The organism is Mesorhizobium sp. M1252, from assembly GCF_040318265.1.
In the GTDB taxonomy this organism is placed as follows: domain Bacteria; phylum Pseudomonadota; class Alphaproteobacteria; order Rhizobiales; family Rhizobiaceae; genus Mesorhizobium.
In genome coordinates, this window is record NZ_JAMYLX010000005.1 from 358173 (window position 1) to 378563 (window position 20391).

A 20391-nucleotide genomic window follows, 5' to 3' on the forward strand; every position below is an offset into this window, starting at 1 on the left:
CTCAGGCTTCCCTGAACTCGGTGCGCGCCAGTCCGTTGTCGAGATTGATCGTCGTGCGCAGGCGCATGCGCTCGGGCGTCGGCGTCATGATCAGCACGGCGTCGATCTCGATCTTCAGGCCGGTCTTGTCGCCGAGGTTGACCGTGACTTTCGTCGCGCTCTCCTTCAGCCGCGGCTCGAATGCGGCGAGCACGGCGCGGATCTCGCGTGCCAGAACATCGCGATCGAAGTCGCGCGACGACCGGCCGGAGAAGGACGGCACGCCATAATTGACAACGCTGCGGCGCACCTCCGGAAAGTCGGCCAGCGATGTCGGACGGTCGGTCATCTGCTCGGCCTCGAGATCGGATAGCAGCGGCGCGGATTCGAAACGCTCGGTGTTGAACAGCGCCTCGATGTCGCGCCGCACGGCCTCGCGCAGCACATCGGGCGACACCACGATGCCTCGGCTTTCAAGCTCGCCACGGTGCCGGTTCTGAAACGCCAGCCGGTGCAGCCGGCGCTTCTGATCGGGGTTCAATGCGTCATCGGCGTCGATGCGCCTCGGTCCGTCTGCCAGCAGCTCGTCCAGGCGCTCTGCGCCAAGCTCCTCCTGCAGAGCCTGCCTGAGCCCGTCTATCTCCGAGCTCAGGCCCGGCAGATCGTTGACGAGGCGGTCCCACAGCGAAGGCTGTACCGCCTCGCGCTTGGCCCGTGAACCGCCCGCCTGTACCTTGTCGGCGGCAGGGCGCTTTGCTCGCCCGTCACTTGCCGACATAGACATCCATTTCGGCTTCGTCATTGTCGTCATAGACGAACTTGATCTTCTTGTAGGCGAAGGAGACTTCCTCCTGGATCAGGTCGGCTTCATCATCGGCCTGCGACATGTCGTATTCCATGATCGAGGCGTCGGTCAGGGTAACGACCAGATAGTCCTTGCTCTCGCCGTCGATGGTCCGCCGCGCGGAGAATTTGACCTCGTCCAGCGCCTTGTTTTCGAACAGGGCCTTGGCCAGGTAGGGTGAGGCCTTGTCATAGTGCTTGGTGAACTTGATCATGCCCATCGACACGCGGCCTCGGCGCGAGAGGGAATTGGGGTCGTAGGGCGCGACCATCTTGTAATCGACGCCATGGATTTCGATCTCGTCGTCATGGCCGTCGCGCGTGCTGGGCCCCTTGATATCCGGAACTTTCAGAAAACCGTCGATCTTCATTGTGGGCATTTTCGTTCTCCACCGCTTTCAAACAAAGGTTGGTTGCTGCAATCAGGTCTTCACGGACGGCAATTCCGACACCAGCCTGAGTGAGGCGTTGATGCCCTCCAGCTGGTAGTGCGGGCGCAGATAGAAGCGGGCGTTGTAGTAGCCCGGCCGGCCCTCCACGCTGTCGACCTGCACCTCGGCGGCGGCAAGCGGACGCTTGGCGCGCGCCTTGTCGTCGGCGAAGGCCGGGTTGGCCAGCACGTACCGGTTGATCCATTCGGTCAACCAGATCTGCATGTCGGTGCGTTCCTTGAACGATCCGACCTTGTCGCGCGCAATCGCCTTGAGGTAGTGCGCAAAGCGCGAGACCGGGAACAGATAGGGCAGGTTGGCGGAGAGCCGCTCATTGGACTGGGCGTCGGGGTCGACCAGGCGGCCCGCCCGCGTCTCGTCATCTTGCAGCGAATGGGCGCCGATAAAGGCCGCGAGATCGGTGTTCTTGCGATGCAGGATCGGCATCAGCCCGAGCTTGGCCAGTTCCGCCTCGCGCCGGTCGTCGATGGCGACTTCCGTCGGGCATTTCATCGCGATCGAGCCGTCATCGGTCGGGAAGGAGTGCACCGGCAGGTTAAGCACAGTGCCGCCATTTTCGACGCCGCGGATCTGCGTGCCCCAGCCATAGAGCTTGTGGCTGCGGTTGATGTTGACGCCCATCGGGAAGGCAGCGTTCATCCAGACATATTTGTTGTGATCGCCCTGCACTTCCTCCTCGAAGGAGAAGCCCTTGACCGGGACTGTCTCCGAGCCGTAGGGCAGCCGCGCCAGCACGCGCGGCATGGTCAGCCCGATATAGCGCGCATCCTCGCTCTCGCGCAGCGATTGCCACGAGGCGTAGGCCGGGTTGGAGACGATCTGCTGCAGGTCCTGCGGGTTGGGCAGTTCCTGCCAGCTGTCCATGCGGAACAGCCGTGGCGAGGCGGCGGCGATGAACGGCGTGTGCGCCGAGGCGCAGATGCCGGAGATGTTGCGCAACAGGCCGACGTCGCGCGGGTGGTTGGAGAACTCGTAGGCGCCGATGACGCAGCCGATCGGTTCGCCGCCGAGCATCGAATACTCGTCGGTGTAGACCTTCTTGAAGATCGGGCTCTGGTCCCACATCTGGCCTTCATAGTCTTCGAGCGTATCGGCCAGCTGCTCCTTGGAAATGTTCATCACCCGGATCTTCAGCTTCTGATCCGTCTCGGTGTTGTTGATGAGGTACCAGAGGCCGCGCCAGGTGCCTTCCATCTGCCGCACTTCCGGCGCGTGCAGGATTTCGTTGACCTGGGTCGTCAGCATCTTGTCAATGCCGGCGATCAACGACTTGATCGACTTGATCGAGTTGGACGAAATCGTCGTCGTCTCGGAGCGCGACTGCGCCGCCAGAGCCAGGTTGCGAACCAGCTGCTGCAGCTTCTCGCTGTCGTCCTTCTTGACCTTGAAGTCCTTCTCCAAGAGCTGGCTGAATTCGCCGAGATCGACGGCCTCGGCCTCGGCGACGGATGCTGCGGTCTTTTGCTGTTCGGCCATGATCTATTCCTCACCCTTGTCGTCGGACAGCGCCTGGGCGGCGATCTGGCCAAGCAGCGGCTGGTTGTTCAGCAATTGGGCGATGCGCTTTTCGGCATCGACGCGGCCGTCCATGAAGCCGAGCAGCTCCTCGAGCTGGCGCCGCATCTTGAGGATTTCGGCCAGTTGCGGGACCTGTTCGGCGATCTTGTCGGGGGCGAAATCGCCCATCTTGGTGAAGGTCAGGTCGAGCGCCAGTTCTTCGTCGCGCTCCTGTCCCTCGGCCTGCGGCAGCGTGTTCTTCACCCGCGCCTTGACCCTGGGTCCCAGCGCTTCCATGAATTTGGGGAAGCGGTTGGCATCGGTCTCGACAAAGGAACGGTCGAGCACCGTCTTGGACGCTTCCCTGGTCTGCGATGCGCCCGACAGGTCGGCCATCACGCCCATGACGAACGGCAGTTCGATCGTCGTCGGGCTGCCGTAGGTTTCGACATCGTAGGCGATCTGCACGCGCGGGGCGCGATTTCGCTCGATGACCTTCGCTTTGCTTTCGGCTGGCATGTGTTGCTACCTTTCATCCTTCTGGGCAGTCTTCTTGGCGTCGGGAACGCCGGCGAGCAGCCGGAATTCCTTGAGCCCCGACGGGGCGAGGTCTTCCATCAGTTCAACGAAATCCATGTGCACCATCCTGCGCACCCGGCGGGCGAGATGCGGGATCGGACTCGACGGCTCGGTGCGGTCGTAGAACGCGACCACAAGGTCGAGGCACTTCACCACATCGTCGCGCGAGGAAATCCTGTCCGGGAGCCCCGCACCGGTCTCCGCGTAGCTTGCCATCGTCTCGGCTCCATGACCGTTTCTGACCGGCGCGGCCGGGCTTGCCGGGGGAGCAGCCGGGCTGGCAGCCCCCTTCGTCGCTGCCTCTTCCGTGGTCTCGACCGCCGTGTTGCGTTCCAGCGTCGTCAGCACGCGCTGCAAAAACCGCTTCAGGTCCGGGACGGCAGCCCCGTTGCTGTCGAGGCGGGCATTCAGCGCCGCATCGACTGCGTCGAGCGCCTCGATCGCTGCGTGCGCCCCGGCGATGAGCGCTGTCATCTGTTCACCGGCCTGGTCCTGATGGGCGGCACAACCGCTGCCCACCCGGTTCAGGAGCTGTCCGTGCGCGCTGACCAGCGCTGCCTTCTCCGTGGCATTCAATCCCGACGCCGCTTCCTGAAGCATGACGCGATCGTCGAGCGCACCCTGTTCGAGATCGCGTCCGCTGATCGGCCCGATGGGACGCGGCGCGAAGAAGACCATCTGCCTGAGGTTCGCCAGCAGGCCTTCCTGGCCGTTCTGCAGGTCGGCCAGCGCGTTGAGGCGGCGCAGGGCGGCGTCGCGCGGCTGGCCGCCGGGACGCAGCGCCGGGTGCATCGTCTCCCAATGCGTCTCGAAGGTCCTTGCAATCAGGGTCAGGCCCTGTGCCAGTCCGGCCAATCCGTCTTCATTGGCCAGCGCCCGGGCGACAATGACAAGCAGGCGCAGGTCGCGGCCATGCGAACGCAACTCCTCGGCCTTGCCGAGCACGGCAGGCCAGTCGACCGGAATGGTCGATTGCGCGGCTGGCTTATTGCGCCCGTCATGGACGACCTTGACCTGCGGCTCCGTGAGCCGCTCCAGCTCATGAAAAGCCGGATCGTTGCGCAAGTCTTCGCCTGACGGATTTTCACCGTCCAGCGGAGCAAGCCAGAGTGCGAGATCGATCACAGATACCCCCGGCGACCGGCTCTAAAACCGTACGTGACCCAACGTTAGCACACGGTTGCATATTCCCACAATTCGCCATCCGCTCAAAAGTTAACGAGCGCTAATGAATGTCGGTGCAACTGCGTCTCGGATGGCGCAATTCATGGCGCGCCTGCCCGACCTCGTATGTGAAGCGCATCGCATAGGATTATAAAAAATCGTGGTTGTCTGCATTTGGCGGCGCGGGACTCTCCACAAAGGGAAAAGGCCGGCTGCATTAAGCGCTTTGTCAAGCGGCTGCTTATGTGGCAGGCTGTCGACGGGCAGATTGCAGGAGCACGTTCGATGGAACAGCGCCGGTCGTCGCAGGGGTTCAAACGCAAGGAACTGGTTGGCAAGCTTAATCCGGTCTGCCTGCGCGCCTTCAAGGCCGCCGCCGACAGCGCCAAGCTGCGCGGCAATCCTTACGTCGAACTCGTCCATTTCATAGAACAACTGGTGCTGTCCGAGCGTTCGGATGTGCAGATGATCATTGCCGATGCCGGCGTCGATGCCAGCCGGCTTACCAGCGAAATGACCCGCGCCGTCGACAAGCTGCCCTACGGCGCCACCTCGATCGAGGAATTTTCCGACCACATTTTCCACGCCATCCAGGAAGCCTGGAACCTGGCGACGCTGGAATTTGGCATGGAGGAGGTCCGCAGCGCCCATATCGTGCTCGCCTGCCTGAAGACGCCGGTGCTGGAAGGCCTGATGGCGAAGATCAGCGGCGAATTCGACAAGATCGACGCCGACGGGGTCATCGCCCGCTTTGCCGAGGTGGTGGAGGGCTCGCTCGAAGCCGGCGCCATGGCAGCAGTGGCTCCCACCGCGGAGGCGCCGCGGCGCGCTCCGGGCGGGGATTCGGCGCTGGCCAAATACGCCACCGACCTCACCCAGCGCGCCCATGACGGCAAGATCGACCCGGTCGTCGGCCGCGACCCGGAGATCCGGCAGATCATCGATATCCTGATGCGCCGCCGGCAGAACAACCCGATCCTGACCGGCGAGGCCGGTGTCGGCAAGACCGCGGTGGTCGAGGGCTTTGCCCTGCGCATCGCCCAGGGCGACGTGCCGCCGCCGCTGCAAGGCATCAGCGTGCGCATGCTCGACGTCGGCCTGATGCAGGCCGGCGCCAGCGTCAAGGGCGAGTTCGAGAAGCGCCTGAAGGCGGTGATCGACGAGGTGCAATCCTCCGAAACGCCGGTCATCCTATTCATCGACGAGGCGCACACGCTGATCGGCGCCGGCGGTGCGGCGGGAACCGGCGATGCCGCCAATCTCTTGAAGCCGGCGCTGGCGCGCGGCGAACTGCGCACCATCGCGGCAACGACCTGGGCCGAGTACAAGCAGCACATCGAAAAGGACCCGGCGCTGACCCGCCGTTTCCAGGTGGTCAAGATCGACGAGCCGTCGGAAGCGGTCGCCGTGCTCATGCTGCGCGGTGTAGCCGGCGTGCTCGAACAGCATCACGAAGTGCAGATCCTGGACGAGGCGATCGAGGCGGCGGTCGGCCTGTCGCATCGCTACATCCCGGCGCGGCAATTGCCCGACAAGGCGGTCAGCCTGCTCGACACCGCTTGCGCCAGGGTCGCGATCTCGCAGCATGCGACGCCGGCCGAAGTAGAGGACATTTTGCGGCGCCGCCAGGCGCTGGAAGTCGAAAGCGGCATCATCGGCCGCGAGGCAGCGATCGGCATCGAAGTAACTGACCGGCAGGCGCGGGTCGAGGCCGGGCTCACTGAGACGGGGACCATGCTCGCCGCCGCCGAGGAGCGCTGGGAGCGCGAAAAGGCGCTGGTTGCCGAGATCCTCGAACTGCGCGCGCGGCTGCGCGGCGACGGCGTCCCGCTCGATGCGGTGGCGACAGCTGAGGCCGATGCCGAACCGGCAGCGCCGGACGAAGAAAAGACCAAGGTGCCCAAGGCCGAGACGCCCAAGGCCGAAACGTCCGAGACCGAAGCGCCGGCGGCCGAAGCTGCGCCGTCAGATCCTGTCGCCGATCTGGCGCGGCTGCGTGAACTCATGGCCGAGCTTGCCACCGCGCAAGGCGAGACGCCGCTGATCCTGCCGTCGGTCGACCGCAATGCGGTCGCTGCCGTGGTCCAGGACTGGACCGGCATCCCGACGGGACGGATGCTGTCCAGCCAGACCGAAAAGGCGCTCAAGCTGGCCACCACGCTGTCCGAACGTGTCGTCGGCCAGGATCACGCCATGGAGATGATTGCCAAGCGCGTGCAGACCAGCCGCGCCGGGCTCGGAGCGCCGGAAAAGCCGGTCGGCGTGTTCCTGCTCTGCGGCCCCTCAGGTGTCGGCAAGACCGAGACGGCCCTGGCGCTGGCCGAGACGCTCTATGGCGGCGAGCAGAACCTGATCTCGATCAACATGTCCGAATTCCAGGAGGCGCACACCGTCTCGACGCTCAAGGGCGCACCGCCCGGCTATGTCGGCTACGGCAAGGGTGGCATTCTCACCGAGGCCGTGCGCCGAAAACCCTATTCGGTGATCCTGCTCGACGAGGTCGAGAAGGCCCATCCCGACGTCCACGAGATCTTTTTCCAGGTCTTCGACAAGGGCATGATGGATGACAGCGAGGGAAGGCGCATCGACTTCAAGAACACGCTGATCCTGCTGACGTCCAATGTCGGCTCCGAAGTCATCATGGAGCGGACCGGCAACGGCACGGTGAGGGCAGGGCTCGACGGCCTCGATGCTGCACTGCGCGCTCCACTGCTGAAGGTGTTTCCAGCGGCCTTCCTCGGCCGCGTCGTGACCATCCCTTACTATCCGCTCTCGGATTCGATGATCGAGGCCATCACCCGCCATCAGTTCGGCAAGATCGCGCGGCGGCTGCGCGCCAGCCACGACGCCGAACTGGTGATCGGCGACGGCGTCATGGCGCTGGTCAAGGCGCGCTGCACCGAAATCGAGTCTGGTGGCCGCATGATCGACGCCATCCTCACCAACACGCTGTTGCCGGAACTCAGCCGCGGCGTGCTGAACCGGTCGCTCGACGGCGAGAAGATGACCAAGGTGACCGTCAGCGCTTCCACTGACGGGTTTGCCTATTCGTTCGAATAGTCAGGCCTGACTGCTCGGCTCCGTCTCGGCGCGGATCAGCTTTATGTCGGCGCCGGCTGCCCAGGCGCCGATATCCTCGCGCCGCAACGCCGCCGCCATCATGTCGGGAAACAGGTCCGGCGTGCAGGCGAAGACCGGTATGCCAAGTGCCGCGACCGAAGCCGACATCGCCTGATCATAGCCCGGCCGGCCCTGATCGGTCAGCGCCAACAGCACGATGACATTGACGCCGGACCGGACCAGCGCCGCAAGCCGCCGCAGCAAGTCCTGGCCGTTGCCGCCCTCATAGAGGTCGGTGATCAGCACGAAGTGGGATTTGGTCGGCCGCTCGATGCGGTCGGCGCAATAGGCGACCGCCTGGTTGATGTCGGTGCCGCCGCCGAGCTGCACGCCAAACAGCACCTCGACCGGGTCGCTGAGCTCTTCGGTCAGGTCGACGATGGCCGTGTCGAAACAGACCAGCTTGGTGCGCACGACCGGCAGCGACGCCATCACCGCGGCGAAAATCGAGGCGTAGATCACCGAGCTCGCCATCGAGCCGGACTGGTCGACGCACAGCACCACTTCGTCGAGATCGACCAGCCGGCGTTGCTTGCGCATGAAGCCGACCAGTTTTTCCGGCACGACGGTTTTGTGCTCAGGCTGGTAGTGGCGAAGATTGGCCGAGATGGTGCGCGGCCAGTCGATGTCGCGTTGGCGCGGCCGGTTGGTGCGTCGCGACTTGTCGAGCGCGCCACGGATCGCCTCGGCGGTCTTCTGCTCCAGCCGCTGCATCAGCTTGGCAACGATGTCGGCGATAATGGTGCGGGCGATGTCCTTGGTCTTGGCCGGCATCACCGAACGCAGCGAGATCAGGTCGGCGACGAGGTTGACGTCGGCCTCGATCGCCTTGAGGAATTCCGGCTCCATCAGCATCTGCTTCAGGTTCAGCCGCTCAAAGGCATCCTTCTGGACGATCTGGACCACCTGGGCGGGAAAGAAGGAGCGGATATCGCCCATCCATTGCGCCACGCGTGGCGCCGAGCGGCCGAGCCCGCCGCGCCGCTTGCGCGGGTCGGCATCCGCATTGGCGCCGTCGCCGTAAAGCGCATCGAGCGCCGAAGACAGTTTTTTGTCATCACTGGAAAGGGCGGAGGAAGCCTCGTCATCGGCGCCGATCGCCAGCCGCCAGCGGCGCTCGCGCCCGCTATCGGAGGATGCTGGGCCGGGTTCGGGCACTTCGGCTTCGTCATCCATTGTCACACTCCGCCCGCCAGCAATGGCCCAAGCCGCTCCAGGTGACGGCGCCAGCCCTCGCCGCCATCCGGCGCCGGCGTCAGGCCGGCCGGCAACCTTGCGGTGCGGCCGAGCACGGCCTCGATCAACCGCCGCCGCTCCATCGAGTCCAGATTGGAGAAGACGCGGCGCAGCAATGGCAGATGCGCGATGAAAGCGTCCTCGTCGAGCGATTTCAGCCACCCATCGACGGCGCCGCGCAGGCCCTCGTCGTAGATCAGCCGCTGGCCGGCAGTGCTGAAGAAACCTTCGAAGAACCCCGCTGCCTGGGCGACCGGCGTCCCCGGCGACAGCCTGCGTCCGAGCAGCCCGGCGGCGTCCTCTGCCGACAGTTGGCCGGCTTCATAGAGCAGATGCGCGGCGCAGCCGGCGAGCAGCGCCGTCGAGCCCGGACCTTCCAGCACGCCGGTCAGGCCGTTGCGCCATGCATCGAGCACGCCTTCGCCGGGCTCGACCAGCCGGATCGCCGTGTCGGCCTTGCGCACAGCACCGACCAGCGTGGTGGCGGCCTGCTCGTCCAGGTCGCGCACCGCATAGGGCAGCGCGATCGCGCCTTCGACGATCAACCGTTCCAACAAACCGGACAGCCGGTTAGTTTCGGTCTTGCGCGCCTCGCCGTAACGGATGATGTCGGCAAGCGGCGGCACCGAGGCCAGCATCTCCAGGCATTCGCTGCTGTGCGCTGCGCGCGCCTCCAACGCTACAAGGCCGGCGCTCGCGGCCTCCGACAGATCCGCGGTAATGGCGCTCTGGACAAGGGCGGCAAGCGTGTCGAGGCTCGCGGCCGCACCGAGCATCTGGATCAGGCGGCCATTGGCGGCCTTTTCGATAGTCGGGCCGTAGATCAGGTTCTCGACCAGGCGCACGGCATATTCCGGCTCCCAGGCCAGCGTCCATTTTTCGCGAAAGGTGCCGCGGCTGCGGCCGGCGTCGGCCAGCCTGCCCCATTGCACGCCAAGCACGTTCAGCCGGTGCAGCAATGTCGAACGAAACAGTCCGCTTTCGCTGCGCAGATCGACCGACAGCTCGCGTTCCAGCGCCTCCGGCTTCAGCCGCGCCGCCTTCTGGTTGCGCTGCAGGTCCTCGATCAGCGGCGCCAGCGGCGTGTCGGGCGGAATCTCGCCGACATCCGCGCCCAAAAGCAGCTCGGCCTCGACCAGCGCCCACAGCACCGCTTCGCCGTTGAACAGCGCCGCGATCGCGGCATCGCGCAATTCCTCGAAGCCGGGCTTCGGCCGCTCGCGAATGGCAGCCAGTGTGCGCGCAAGCCGCTCGGCCTCGATCAGCGACGCGGTCGACACCAGATGGCCCTTCGCCCGCAGCACCGCCGCGATCGTCGCCAGCCACAGCGTCGCGGCGTCGCGCCGCCCTCGTGTGAGCCACAGATGTTTGCACCAGCCGGGCGCGACGACGCCAGCGCCATAACCATAGCCCAGCGCAAGACGCGGCCCGGTCCATGGCGCCCATGTCATGATGCTTTTGCGCCGGGCAATTCCCTTGATCAGCGCCTGGTCGTTCTTCTGCGTGTGCGCGGCCTGCAGGGCCGGCACATGCCATGCGCCGCAGACGACGGCGATCGGTCCGGCGAATTCCTTGCGCGCGGCGGCGATTTCCAATCGCATATGCGCTTCACGCTTGGCCTCGAACGGCGCGATCGCACCTTCGCCGTCGCGCAGCGTCGTCATCGCATCGGTGATGGCAGCGAAGATTGGACCCGGCTGCGGATTCTGCTCGATAATGTCGGCCCACCAGCTTTCGCCATCTTCATAGCCGGCGGCCGCAGCCAGCGTGCCGATCGGGTCGCGATGCGATGCGGGCTCGCCATCCTCACCGGTTTCGTCCTTGGGTTCGGGCTTGTCGGCGTCAGCCGTTTTGTCGGTGTCGTCGGTTGCCGGTGCCGCGAACCGTGCCGATGACGGCAGGTCGATGAACCGCAATGCCGCCTTGTTCTCCACCGCCCACACCGCCGCCTGGTATTCCGGCGAGAACTCGGCGAACGGCCAGAAACTTGTCGCGGCCGGATCGTCCTCGGGGTAGCAGAGCAGCGCCACCGGCGGCTGCATCTGCGGGCGCGCCAGCAATGGCAGCAGGGCGGACGCGTCGCTCGGCCCTTCGATCAGCACCGCGACCGGCTGCAAGTCCCGCAGCGCCTGCACCAGGCTGTCGGCGGAGCCCGGCCCGTGATGGCGGATGCCGAAATAGGCGACGTCGCTCATGACCTCAGATCGCTGCGTTCAGCGCCGCGTAATAGCCGGCATAGTCCGGCCGCTTCTTGAGCACCGTTTCGAGATATTCCTCCAGCACCACCTTGTCCTGCACCGGGTCCTTGACGATGGCACCGACAAGGCTGGCGGCGAGGCCTTCGGCGCCGAGCTTGCCGCTGTCGAACCACGCCGCCTGGCTGAGGCCGCCGACCATGGTGGCGATCGCCTCGGCGGTCGAGAGCGAACCCGAAGGCGTCTTTAGCGTCACCTTGCCGTCGGCGGTTGCGCCCGAGCGCAGCTCGCGGAAAATGGTCAACACGCGAGCGATCTCCTCGCCGACATTTTTCGGCACCGGCAGGTCGAGCCCGCCGGCCATCTCGTCGACCCGCTTGGAGACGATCGCCACCTCTTCCGCCATGTCCTCGGGCAGCGGCAGCACCACCACATTGAAGCGGCGTTTCAGCGCCGAGGACAGCTCGTTGACGCCCTTGTCGCGGTTGTTTGCGGTGGCGATGATGTTGAAGCCGCGCTGGGCATAGAGCGACGTGTTGAGTTCCGGGATCGGCATCATCTTTTCCGACAGCACGGTGATCAGCGTATCCTGTACATCGGAGCCCATGCGCGTCAACTCTTCCAGGCGGCATAGCTTGCCGCTCTCCATGGCGCGGTAGAGCGGCGTCGGCACCAGCGCCTCCTGGCTCGGCCCTTTGGCCAAAAGCTGCGCATAGTTCCAGCCGTAGCGGACCTGGTTCTCGTCGGTGCCGGCCGTGCACTGCACGATCAGCGTCGAGTTGCCCATGATGGCGGCGGCGAGATGTTCCGACACCCAGGACTTGGCGGTGCCGGGAACGCCGAGCAACAGCAGCGCGCGGTCGGTAGCGAGTGTCGCCACCGCGGTTTCCATCAGCCGGCGGCAGCCAACATATTTCGGCGATATCACGGTGCCGTCGCTTGCCTTGCCGCCGAGCAGATAGGTCAGCACGGCCTTCGGCGACAGGCTCCATCCGGCCGGCTTCTGGCGTTCGTCATTGCGCGCCAGCGCCTGCAGTTCAGCGGCATAGGCCTGCTCGACAGGGAGGCGGATGGCTGCGTTCATGGTGCTGTTCTCCGGATTGTCATGTGTTGGTTCCCGTCAGGGCCGCGTTGAGGCGCAGGAAAGCGAGCGAGGCTGCCGCCGGCGGCATGCCAGCCGCAACGACATGCTCGATCAATTTTTCCCCTGTCGCCGCAGTGGCCAGAAAGCCCATCGTTTCCAGCAGGTCGTCGGCGGTTCGCTTCATAGCGTCATCATCGCCGGCGACAGCCGAACGCAATGCCGCCAAGCCCTGGCCGTTCGTCATGTCGGGCCATTCCAGCCAGTTGGCTTCGAAGCCCTCGGCAAGGGTGAGCGCGCTAATATACTGCGGCGTATCTTTCAGGATCAGTCTGACCAGGACACGCTTCCTGCGGCTATCCAGGCGCGGTGTCAGGTGCAGCACGAATAGTGCCGGCTTGCCTCCCCCGGCGACTAGTGTGTCGGCCATCTGCGTTACGGCAGCGTCGCTGCCCGACGCTGCGACCATTCGTGAGATCTGGATGTCCGCATTTTTGTCGGCACCGAATTGCCAGGCTGCAATGAAATCGGGTTCGCTGACCCCAAATCGGGAAGCGAGGTCGACCAGGTTGCAGGTCTCGAACAATTCGGCGCGGCGCTTTTCCTGCGCCGGCGATTTGAGCTTTGCCGGCGTGTAGGTGGTGCGGCGGCGGATGAAGCCGGATTTGCCTTCTGTGATGAAGGCGGCGAGTTCGGCAACGGGGTCGTCGGCTCCGTCGTTGCCCGGCCAGCCATGCTCGCCCAGCCTTGCCAGCAGCCGGCCCGCCAGCTCCCGCACCTTGCCGGAGCGGTCGGTGGCCAGGCTTTTCAGGAATGGCGCGTCCGTGGGCGTCAGGTTGAAATGCATGAGTTCGATGAGCGCCAGCCGGACTTCAGCCGGCTCGCCCGTCGCCTTGGCTTCCATCAGGCTGCGGGCCGTGGCCGGATCGCGACGGCGCATCTCGGCCAACGCGATACGGCGCGCGGCGGGGTAAAAGTCATCCCAGTTCTGCGCCGTCAGCTGCTCCTGCGGGGCAATCTTCAGCCCCTCGACGCTGGCCTGCCAGTCGATCCACGGCGCATAGATGTCAGGGCTGTTCTGGTCTGATGCCGACGGCATCCAGTCCATCGGATGCAGCACGTAGCCGCGGCTGGCGACGAGCGTCGCGACACGCGACTTGCGCTGCGCATCGGCGGCGTTCTTCAGGGCCGCCCGCAACAGCGGCCGCAACCGCTCCGGCAGCAGCGGCAGGCCAAGCCTCGGCAGCGGCGGGCGCCGCTTCAGCGTCTTCGGCGCCGACGGCCGCAGGCCGACATCGAGCGCCTGCGCCGCGATCGCCAGCAGACGTCGCTCCCGTTCGTCTGGGCTTGCGCCACCCGCGATCTCCTTCCATGCGGTTGGCGCCAGATCGAATGCGGTTCCGCCGGTGATCCAGCAGTCGCGCATCGTCGCCAGGCCGGTTAGTTCGAGCTCGTTCATGACAGATCGAGCCTCCCGAAGCCGCTTTGCGCGGCCAGCAGATCGAGCCGCGCGCCGTTCCAAAGCGCTGCCGTGGCCGCGAGGTCGAGGCCAAGCACGGTCTGATCGACGGTCCCGCTAACAGGCAGGGCGATCCCTTGCGGGTCGTGCGCCGCTTGCCACCAGGCGGTGCCGCGCTCATCGAGCAGGATCGCGCCGGCAGGCAGCATCAGCGGGCTATCGGTCGACCAGGGCGCTGCGTCCTGGTGCGCCGCATGCGCCGCGAGCGGGTCCTTGACAGCGTCGAGGCCGAAATCCGGCCAGGCGCCCGACACGACGTCGCCCTTGCGCTCCGCCACCAAGGCCCGCAGTGGCTGGCGCGACGGGTAGAATACCAGGCGGGCGTGGAACCGGTCACCGGGCGTGAACGCCGCCGAGCGGCGGCCGGCCGAAGCCGGAAAGAAATCGAGCAGCAGCGCAAACTGCGGCGTCGGGCTTTTCAGATCGAGCAGCCAGGTCGAATGGCTGACGAGACCGTCGCGGCGGGTCTCGATCTTCTCGCCTACGACCTCCCAATGGCTGTCGACCTGCTTCGCGTCGGGACTGGACAGAACCTGGTCGCGGGTTTCGGACGCCGACACCAGTCGCTTCAGCTCGGGATCGTCGGGCGCCGAGCGCCAGGCTTTGGCCAGCAGCACCAGCTTGCCGAGTTCGCGGATCGCCGCGTCCGGCCGTTCCTCGCTGCGCAGCGCCATTAGCCGGGCCGGGATTTCGTCGATGCGTCCGGCAAGCGCCGTCGCCTTCATGTCGACCAGCCTGGCGGCAATGCGGCGGCAGCGCTCGCTGCTGGCGTCGGCAAAGGCGGAAAGGCCGAGCCGCAGCTGGTCGGCAATCCACTGGTCGAGTTCGTCCAGCGCGCCTGCCACCGCGGTGCGCGTATCTTCCGCCCGCTTGCGCTGCGCCGTCTCGCGGCGCTCCGTCGCGGCGGCGTCATCGACGGTGCTTTCCTCTGCCTGCGAGGCTTCGCCAATGCTCTTGCCAGACGCGCCGCTGCCAGACTTTGCGTCGACCGGCGGGGGCGCACTCTTCCTGCGCCGGCCAAGCCAGTCATTGACCCATTCCGGCGTTGTTTCGGCTGATGTGAAGCTGGCCGGCGCCGTGGCGGCGATCCACATCAGCGCCAGCGTGTGCTTGCAGGGAAATTTTCGCGACGGGCAGGTGCATTTGTAGCCGTGGTCGCCGGTGTCGACGACGGTGCGATAGGGGTTGGATCCCGAGCCCTGGCATTCGCCCCAGATCAGCGCCTGCTGCTCGTTCTTCTCCAGCCGCGGCCAGTTCGAGCGCTTGGTGAGCTTCGAGGCGGCGCTTAGCGACGCCTGATCGGGGGCCAGCGCCTCGATGGTTTTCAGTTCGAATTCCAAGCCGCGCCTCTCGTCACCCCAAATCAATGCCTGGCATCAATATAGGGTGCCGTTTGTGAAGGATTGTTGTGGCCCCGGCAAGACGAAGATAGCGCAGATCAGTACAGCGGCGTGGCCATATGCCGGGGCGTCGGCCATTGCGCCGTGATCTCGGGCTGCACAGGGCGCTCGAGATAGGTCGACAGCACGACATAGCTTCGCGTCGAGGTGACGCCGGGCGTTTCGTAGAGACGCGCCAGCAGGCCTTCGAGCGCCCTGGTGTCCTCGGTGCGGACCTTGAGAAGCATGCAGGTGTCGCCGGCCACCGAATGGATTTCCTCGACCTCAGGATATTGGGAGACGGCCATCAACTCCGGTGTCTTGCCCCAGCCCTTGGTATCGATATGCACGAAGGTGAGCAGCGGCTTCTTCACCGCCTTCGGGTCGATGATCACAGCCGTGCCGCGGATGGCGCCGCTGCGCCGCAGGCGCTTGACCCGCTCATGCGCCGCCGGCGGCGAAAGGCAGACGCGTTCGCCAAGTTCGGCGTAGCTGATCGTCGCATCCTCGACCAGCACGCCTAATATTTTTCGGTCGATTGCGTCGAGCTCGCGGGGAGCTACCTTGTTCTGCAGAACCCCATCTGTTTCTTCGTCCATATCGAAATTCCTTGTTGTCGCGGAATCCAGTTCGGCCATTATGACCCGATGACGAACGCGCATCAAGCTGCAACGCTCCATCAGCCGATCCCGGCGCTGGCCTACCTCCTGACCGGCTGCATCGCCGTCATCGGCTCGAACTCGCTGGTCCTGGGTCCAATTGCTCCGGCAGTCGCCGCATCCTTCGGCACCAGCGTGCCGGCGGTGATGGCCGCGTCGGCTGCCTTCGGTCTCGGCACTTCCGCCAGCGCTTTGTTCCTCGCCCGCTATATCGACGGCGTCGGCGCCCGCCGCATGCTGCAGGGCGCTCTGCTGTTGCTGGCGGTCGGGCTTCTCGCCAGCGCGCTGGCGCCGACGGTGATCATGCTGGTCGCGGCCCAGGCCGTCGCCGGCATCGCCGCCGGCGTCGCCATGCCGGCCATCTATGCCAGTGCAGCGGCAATTGCGCCGCCCGGCCGCGAAAGCGGCACGATCGGCGTCGTGCTGACCGGCTGGACGGTCTCCATGGTGGCCGGCGTGTCGCTGTCGGCCGTGCTTGCCGATCTCGTGCACTGGCGCGCCGTCTTCGCCGCCGTCGCGGTGCTTTCCGCCATTGCGCTTGCTGCCTTGTCGATGACCTCGCTCAGCGACGTCAGGAAGAGCGGCCCGGCGCCGTCGCCGTTCGTTGCGCTGGCCATTCCGGGCATCGTGCCGCTGCTCATCGCCTGCACCGCCTTCATGACCGCTTTTTACGGCGTCTACGGCTATCTCGGCGATCATCTGCACCAGGATCTGGGCGAGCCCGTCAGCGCCAATGCGCTGGCCGCACTCGCCTACGGCGCCGGCTTCGGCGCCGCGGCCTTCCTCGACGGCGTCATCGACCGCATCGGCGCACGGCGCGTCATGCCTTTCGCCTATCTGCTGGTCGCCGTCGTCTATGTCGCGATCGCGCTCGCAAGCAGCAATTTCGTGCTGATCCTGGCTATGATCGCCATCTGGGGCCTTGCCAATCATTTCGGCCTGAACGTGCTGGTGATGCGCCTTACCGCGCTCGATCCGTCGCGCCGTGGCACCATCATGGGCCTGAACAGCTCGGTCACCTACCTCGCCGTCTTCATCGGCACCACCAGCTTCGGGCCGCTTTATTCATCGTTCGGCTTTGCCATCTGCGCCATCGTCGCCGCCGTGCTGATGCTGGTTGCGGCAGCAGCGGGGTCATGGCGATCGCCGCTGCCCATCAAGCCGTAAAGCTTGCGTTCTCATCCCGTCCTTCGCTAGAGCTTGGCTTGCCATGCGAGCCCCGCCCGGATGAAGACGACGCTTGAAACCACTGCCGACCCCTCGTCAGACGACCTCGCCTTCCTGGCCGAGCGGCTGACGGCGTTCAATGACGGCGATGTCGGCCCCTCCGGCCGCAAGCCGATCGCCGTCTTCGTTCGTGATGAGCACGGCGCTGTCGTCGCCGGCATTTCGGGATACACCGCCTGGGGCTGGCTCTATGTGCAGTGGCTGTGGGTCGACGAACGCCTGCGCGGCCGGCATATGGCCGGCGACATGCTGGGCGCTGCCGAGGAGGAAGCGGTCAAGCGCGGCTGCCAAAACGCCTGGATTGATACGTTCAATCCGACAGCGGCCAAAGTCTATGAGCGGCAAGGCTACCGGCGCTTCGGCGAACTGCCTGACTTTCCCGTCGGCCGCAGCCGCATCTTCCTGCAGAAGAAGCTCTAACCTGCCAGCCGCCCGCCTTGCATCGGCCGCGGCACGCCGGTGGTGCTGGGAAAGCTGATCGGCAGGCCGCGCAGCACGCGCACGGCAAGGAAGGCAAAGCATTCGGCCTCCACCGCATCGCCTTTCCAGCCCAGTGTCTCGGCCTGCACAACCTCGACGTTGGCGCGCCTCGCCAGCATCGCCATCATCGTCGGGTTGCGGCGGCCGCCGCCACTGACCGCCAGCCGCTTCGGCCGGCGCGGCAACAAATCGAGCGCCTTGCCGACGGCCGAGACGGTGAAGGCCGTCAGCGTCGCCGCCCCATCCTCTGCGCCGAGGCCGTCGGCCATGGCGGCGCCGAAGTCGAAACGGTCGAGCGATTTCGGATAGGGCTTGGTCAGATACGGATGCTGGAGCAATTTGGCCAGCCGCACTTCATCGACGGTGCCGGCCGCGCCCAGTGCGCCGTCGCGGTCCATCTCGCCGAGGCCGTTTGCCTTGATGAAATCGTTGAGCGGCGCGTTGGCCGGGCCAGTGTCGAAGGCGACGATGTTGTCCTTGCCGTCCCACCAAGTGACGTTGCCGACACCGCCGAGATTGAGCACAGCGGTGTCCCCGCTGGCGTCGGCTTCCCTCAAAAGCGCCGCGTGGTAGGCAGCCGCCAGTGGTGCGCCCTGGCCGCCAGCGCGCACATCGTCCGAGCGGAAATCATAGGCGACCTTGGCGCCCAAAATGGAATGCATCAGCGCGCCATCGCCCAACTGGCGCGTATCGCCGCGCCGCCCGGGTTGCGGGGCACGATGCAGCACGGTTTGGCCGTGAAAACCGACCACGCCGATATCGCCCATGGTCAGGCCGTAGCTTTCGACAAGGTCCTTCACCGCCGCCGACTGCGCCCGCGTCAGCGCCTCCTCGGCTTCGGCAAAGATCGCCGGCTCCGGCCCGTCGAAATTCCACACCCGGGCCTGACGCAGCGTCTCCTCCAGCAAGGCACGGATCGCTGCGGGGTAGGGGGCCAGCGTATAGGTGCCGAAATCGGCGATCCGCTCGCCATCGGTCTTGATCAGCGCCACGTCGATATTGCCGTCAAGCACGGTGCCGGTCATCAGGCCGACGGCCCAGATTGGTTCCACGGTCGACTCCCTTGCGACACCGTTTGCGATTCCAACGCAATCACCTGTCGGACGGATTGTCTCGCCAGGCAAGACCCTGGCCGCGGTCGATTGCTCCGAACCTGCCGGCAGGGTTTTTCACCGAACAGCGAAAATCGAGCAACGCCGTTCTTGCGTCTCGCCGCTCAAGACGCCAGCTATGAGACGAACACGTCATCGCCAAGGAGAAACGACATGGCATCCGAAGTCGCAGTGATCGCCGGCGCGGGTGCGGGCCTGAGCGCCTCTTTGGCACGCCTTCTCACCACGGAAGGCTATCGTGTGGTGCTGGCCGCCCGCAACACGGCCAAACTCGCGGCGCTGGTCGGGGAAACCGGCGCGCTGGCCGTCGAAACCGACGTCGCCGATCCGGCCTCCGTCGCCGGCCTGTTTGACGCCGCCGACAAGCAAGGCTCGCTGGCCCTTGCCGTCTTCAATGCCAGCGGCCGCACGCGCGGCCCGATCGCCGAGGTCGATCCCGATGCGGTCAAACAAGCCTTGCTTGTCGGCGCCTATGGCGGCTTCCTGGTCGGCCAGCAAGCGGCGCGGCGGCTGCTTGCGCGCGGCTCCGGTTCGATTCTTTTCACCGGCGCCTCCGCCAGCATCAAGGGCTTTCCCAACTCCGCCGGCTTTGCCATGCCGAAATTCGGCCTGCGCGGTCTGGCTCAGTCGATGGCGCGCGAACTCTTCCCGAAGAACATCCATGTCGCCCATTTCATTATCGACGGCCAGATCGAGCCGGTCGGGACGAAGCCCGAGCGACCGGACAGCCAGCTGTCGCCCGATGCGATCGCGCAGACCTATCTCGCGACCCATCGCCAGCATCGCAGCGCCTGGAGCTTCGAGGTCGAGCTGCGGCCCTTTGTCGAGACATTCTGACCGGTCCGGCGTGACCGTTCTCGCAATTGCGAAATCTTTGAGAGAATATTCCCGGCTTCGTGTTTGAGAAGAAATGCGGTTCTTTGATCCGGCAAGCAGCATTGCCGATGATGTCGTCAAGGCTTGGTATTCCACCTCGCCGCAATGACTTCAGGATTACGAGGGATCGACAATGTCCGAACGCGGAAACGCTTCCAGCTCTCTTCTTTTTTCAGCCATCAGCCGGCGAGCTGCCCTTGCGGCACTTTTTGCCTCGGCCGTCACGCTTGCCGGTCTGGCTCAGCCGACGCCGTCCTTCGCCGAGGACAAGAAGTCTATCAAGGTCGGCATCATCAGCGGCGAGGATGAGGATGTCTGGCGCGTCGTCGTCGCCCAGGCCGCCGAAAAAGGCCTGACCGTCGAGACCGTGGTGTTCAACGACTACACCCAGCCCAACGAGGCGCTCGAGCGCGGCGAGATCGACGCCAACGCCTTCCAGCACCAGCCCTATCTCGACAACCAGATCAAGACCCAAGGGTACCACATCGTGCGCGTCGGCTACACCGGCGTCTGGCCGATCGGCCTCTACTCCAAGAAATACACCAAGGTTGCCGACCTGCCCGAAGGCGCCGTCATCGGCTTGCCCAACGACCCCTCGAATGAGGGCCGCGCGTTGCGCGTTCTGCAGAACGAAGGCGTGATCAAGCTGAAGGACGGCACCGGCATCCTGGCGACCACCGCCGACATTGCCGAGAACCCTAAGAAGGTCGTCATCAAGGAACTGGACGCCGGCATTGTCGGCCGCTCGGTCGAGGATCTCGATGCGGCTGTCGTCAACACCGACTGGGCGCTGAAGAGCGGTCTCGGCCCGGACAACCGCATCGCCCAGGAGCCGGTGGCCGACAACCCCTACCGCAACTTCATCGCCGTGAAATCCGGCAACGAGAACGAGGCGTGGGTGAAGACGCTGGTCGCGTCCTACCAGAACGAGGCGGTCAAGGCCGAGTTCGACAAGGTCTACAAGGGCACCGGGATCAGCGCCTATTGATTGGC

Annotated in this window: 17 protein-coding genes; 5 read left to right on the top strand and 12 right to left on the bottom strand. The window is 65.4% G+C overall.

The features are described from left to right. Window position 1: 1 nt before the first annotated feature. The 5 genes from tssE to tssA are packed head-to-tail and all read right to left on the bottom strand — an operon-like array spanning window position 2 to window position 4475. Window positions 2-757, bottom strand: coding sequence for a type VI secretion system baseplate subunit TssE (gene tssE / locus NKH22_RS13390; RefSeq protein WP_023804372.1), 756 nt, complete (start codon window positions 755-757; stop codon window positions 2-4). After that, window positions 744-1193: an Hcp family type VI secretion system effector gene (locus NKH22_RS13395; protein ID WP_023673716.1), complete on the bottom strand. Its 450-nt coding sequence runs from the start codon at window positions 1191-1193 to the stop codon at window positions 744-746. Before NKH22_RS13395 ends, tssE begins: the two co-directional genes overlap by 14 nt. A 51-nt stretch (window positions 1194-1244) precedes the next feature. Next, entirely contained in the window at window positions 1245-2750 is a 1506-nt protein-coding gene (gene tssC / locus NKH22_RS13400) for a type VI secretion system contractile sheath large subunit (RefSeq protein WP_023682611.1), read from the bottom strand. A 3-nt stretch (window positions 2751-2753) separates the two neighbouring features. Continuing rightward, window positions 2754-3290, bottom strand: coding sequence for a type VI secretion system contractile sheath small subunit (gene tssB / locus NKH22_RS13405; RefSeq protein ID WP_023673718.1), 537 nt, complete (start codon window positions 3288-3290; stop codon window positions 2754-2756). A 6-nt stretch (window positions 3291-3296) separates the two neighbouring features. Next, window positions 3297-4475: a type VI secretion system protein TssA gene (tssA, locus tag NKH22_RS13410; protein ID WP_352909773.1), complete on the bottom strand. Its 1179-nt coding sequence runs from the start codon at window positions 4473-4475 to the stop codon at window positions 3297-3299. 324 nt (window positions 4476-4799) lie between these two features. Between tssA and tssH the strand changes: the two genes are divergently transcribed. Next, complete coding sequence (gene tssH, locus NKH22_RS13415; RefSeq protein WP_023756334.1) at window positions 4800-7574, top strand: type VI secretion system ATPase TssH; 2775 nt, start codon at window positions 4800-4802, stop codon at window positions 7572-7574. Here tssH and NKH22_RS13420 read toward each other — a convergent pair whose 3' ends face one another. The 6 genes from NKH22_RS13420 to NKH22_RS13445 form a co-directional block, all read right to left on the bottom strand. Continuing rightward, the gene (locus tag NKH22_RS13420; RefSeq protein WP_023704819.1) at window positions 7575-8810 is read right to left on the bottom strand and encodes a VWA domain-containing protein; all 1236 of its coding nucleotides are present in this window, start codon (window positions 8808-8810) and stop codon (window positions 7575-7577) included. A 2-nt stretch (window positions 8811-8812) separates the two neighbouring features. Then, window positions 8813-11065, bottom strand: coding sequence for a DUF5682 family protein (locus NKH22_RS13425; RefSeq protein ID WP_023708142.1), 2253 nt, complete (start codon window positions 11063-11065; stop codon window positions 8813-8815). A gap of 4 nt (window positions 11066-11069) precedes the next feature. Further along, window positions 11070-12149: an ATP-binding protein gene (locus NKH22_RS13430; protein WP_352909776.1), complete on the bottom strand. Its 1080-nt coding sequence runs from the start codon at window positions 12147-12149 to the stop codon at window positions 11070-11072. 19 nt (window positions 12150-12168) lie between these two features. Then, window positions 12169-13605: a DUF5691 domain-containing protein gene (locus NKH22_RS13435; RefSeq protein ID WP_352909779.1), complete on the bottom strand. Its 1437-nt coding sequence runs from the start codon at window positions 13603-13605 to the stop codon at window positions 12169-12171. Beyond that, complete coding sequence (locus NKH22_RS13440; protein WP_352909781.1) at window positions 13602-15005, bottom strand: SWIM zinc finger family protein; 1404 nt, start codon at window positions 15003-15005, stop codon at window positions 13602-13604. The genes NKH22_RS13435 and NKH22_RS13440 overlap by 4 nt, the downstream gene beginning before the upstream one ends. A gap of 98 nt (window positions 15006-15103) precedes the next feature. After that, window positions 15104-15643, bottom strand: coding sequence for an Lrp/AsnC family transcriptional regulator (locus NKH22_RS13445; RefSeq protein WP_023687041.1), 540 nt, complete (start codon window positions 15641-15643; stop codon window positions 15104-15106). Between the two features lie 48 nt (window positions 15644-15691). Here NKH22_RS13445 and NKH22_RS13450 point away from each other — a divergent pair, with 48 nt between their 5' ends. Next, on the top strand, window positions 15692-16870 hold the full coding sequence (locus NKH22_RS13450; protein ID WP_023709950.1) for an MFS transporter: 1179 nt from the start codon (window positions 15692-15694) through the stop codon (window positions 16868-16870). A gap of 60 nt (window positions 16871-16930) precedes the next feature. Beyond that, window positions 16931-17350 (top strand): GNAT family N-acetyltransferase, encoded by a 420-nt coding sequence (locus NKH22_RS13455; protein ID WP_023684459.1) that lies wholly within the window; start codon window positions 16931-16933, stop codon window positions 17348-17350. Here NKH22_RS13455 and NKH22_RS13460 read toward each other — a convergent pair. Next, window positions 17347-18462, bottom strand: coding sequence for an anhydro-N-acetylmuramic acid kinase (locus tag NKH22_RS13460; protein WP_023709949.1), 1116 nt, complete (start codon window positions 18460-18462; stop codon window positions 17347-17349). The genes NKH22_RS13455 and NKH22_RS13460 overlap by 4 nt on opposite strands. A 213-nt stretch (window positions 18463-18675) precedes the next feature. On the opposite strand from NKH22_RS13460, the gene NKH22_RS13465 reads away from it, so the two are divergent. Together NKH22_RS13465 and NKH22_RS13470 are read left to right on the top strand one after the other, a co-directional pair. Further along, on the top strand, window positions 18676-19359 hold the full coding sequence (locus NKH22_RS13465; protein ID WP_352909784.1) for an SDR family NAD(P)-dependent oxidoreductase: 684 nt from the start codon (window positions 18676-18678) through the stop codon (window positions 19357-19359). A gap of 172 nt (window positions 19360-19531) precedes the next feature. Continuing rightward, window positions 19532-20386: a MetQ/NlpA family lipoprotein gene (locus NKH22_RS13470; protein ID WP_023668580.1), complete on the top strand. Its 855-nt coding sequence runs from the start codon at window positions 19532-19534 to the stop codon at window positions 20384-20386. Window positions 20387-20391: the final 5 nt, after the last annotated feature.

What these genes read in the sequence shown, in the direction of transcription:
- tssE (WP_023804372.1), bottom strand. Translation starts at nt 757, where the DNA reads ATGTCGGCAAGTGACGGGCGAGCAAAGCGCCCTGCCGCCGACAAGGTA.
- NKH22_RS13395 (WP_023673716.1), bottom strand. Translation starts at nt 1,193, where the DNA reads ATGAAGATCGACGGTTTTCTGAAAGTTCCGGATATCAAGGGGCCCAGC.
- tssC (WP_023682611.1), bottom strand. Translation starts at nt 2,750, where the DNA reads ATGGCCGAACAGCAAAAGACCGCAGCATCCGTCGCCGAGGCCGAGGCC.
- tssB (WP_023673718.1), bottom strand. Translation starts at nt 3,290, where the DNA reads ATGCCAGCCGAAAGCAAAGCGAAGGTCATCGAGCGAAATCGCGCCCCG.
- tssH (WP_023756334.1), top strand. Translation starts at nt 4,800, where the DNA reads ATGGAACAGCGCCGGTCGTCGCAGGGGTTCAAACGCAAGGAACTGGTT.
- NKH22_RS13420 (WP_023704819.1), bottom strand. Translation starts at nt 8,810, where the DNA reads ATGGATGACGAAGCCGAAGTGCCCGAACCCGGCCCAGCATCCTCCGAT.
- NKH22_RS13425 (WP_023708142.1), bottom strand. Translation starts at nt 11,065, where the DNA reads ATGAGCGACGTCGCCTATTTCGGCATCCGCCATCACGGGCCGGGCTCC.
- NKH22_RS13430 (WP_352909776.1), bottom strand. Translation starts at nt 12,149, where the DNA reads ATGAACGCAGCCATCCGCCTCCCTGTCGAGCAGGCCTATGCCGCTGAA.
- NKH22_RS13435 (WP_352909779.1), bottom strand. Translation starts at nt 13,605, where the DNA reads ATGAACGAGCTCGAACTAACCGGCCTGGCGACGATGCGCGACTGCTGG.
- NKH22_RS13445 (WP_023687041.1), bottom strand. Translation starts at nt 15,643, where the DNA reads ATGGACGAAGAAACAGATGGGGTTCTGCAGAACAAGGTAGCTCCCCGC.
- NKH22_RS13450 (WP_023709950.1), top strand. Translation starts at nt 15,692, where the DNA reads ATGACGAACGCGCATCAAGCTGCAACGCTCCATCAGCCGATCCCGGCG.
- NKH22_RS13455 (WP_023684459.1), top strand. Translation starts at nt 16,931, where the DNA reads ATGAAGACGACGCTTGAAACCACTGCCGACCCCTCGTCAGACGACCTC.
- NKH22_RS13465 (WP_352909784.1), top strand. Translation starts at nt 18,676, where the DNA reads ATGGCATCCGAAGTCGCAGTGATCGCCGGCGCGGGTGCGGGCCTGAGC.
- NKH22_RS13470 (WP_023668580.1), top strand. Translation starts at nt 19,532, where the DNA reads ATGTCCGAACGCGGAAACGCTTCCAGCTCTCTTCTTTTTTCAGCCATC.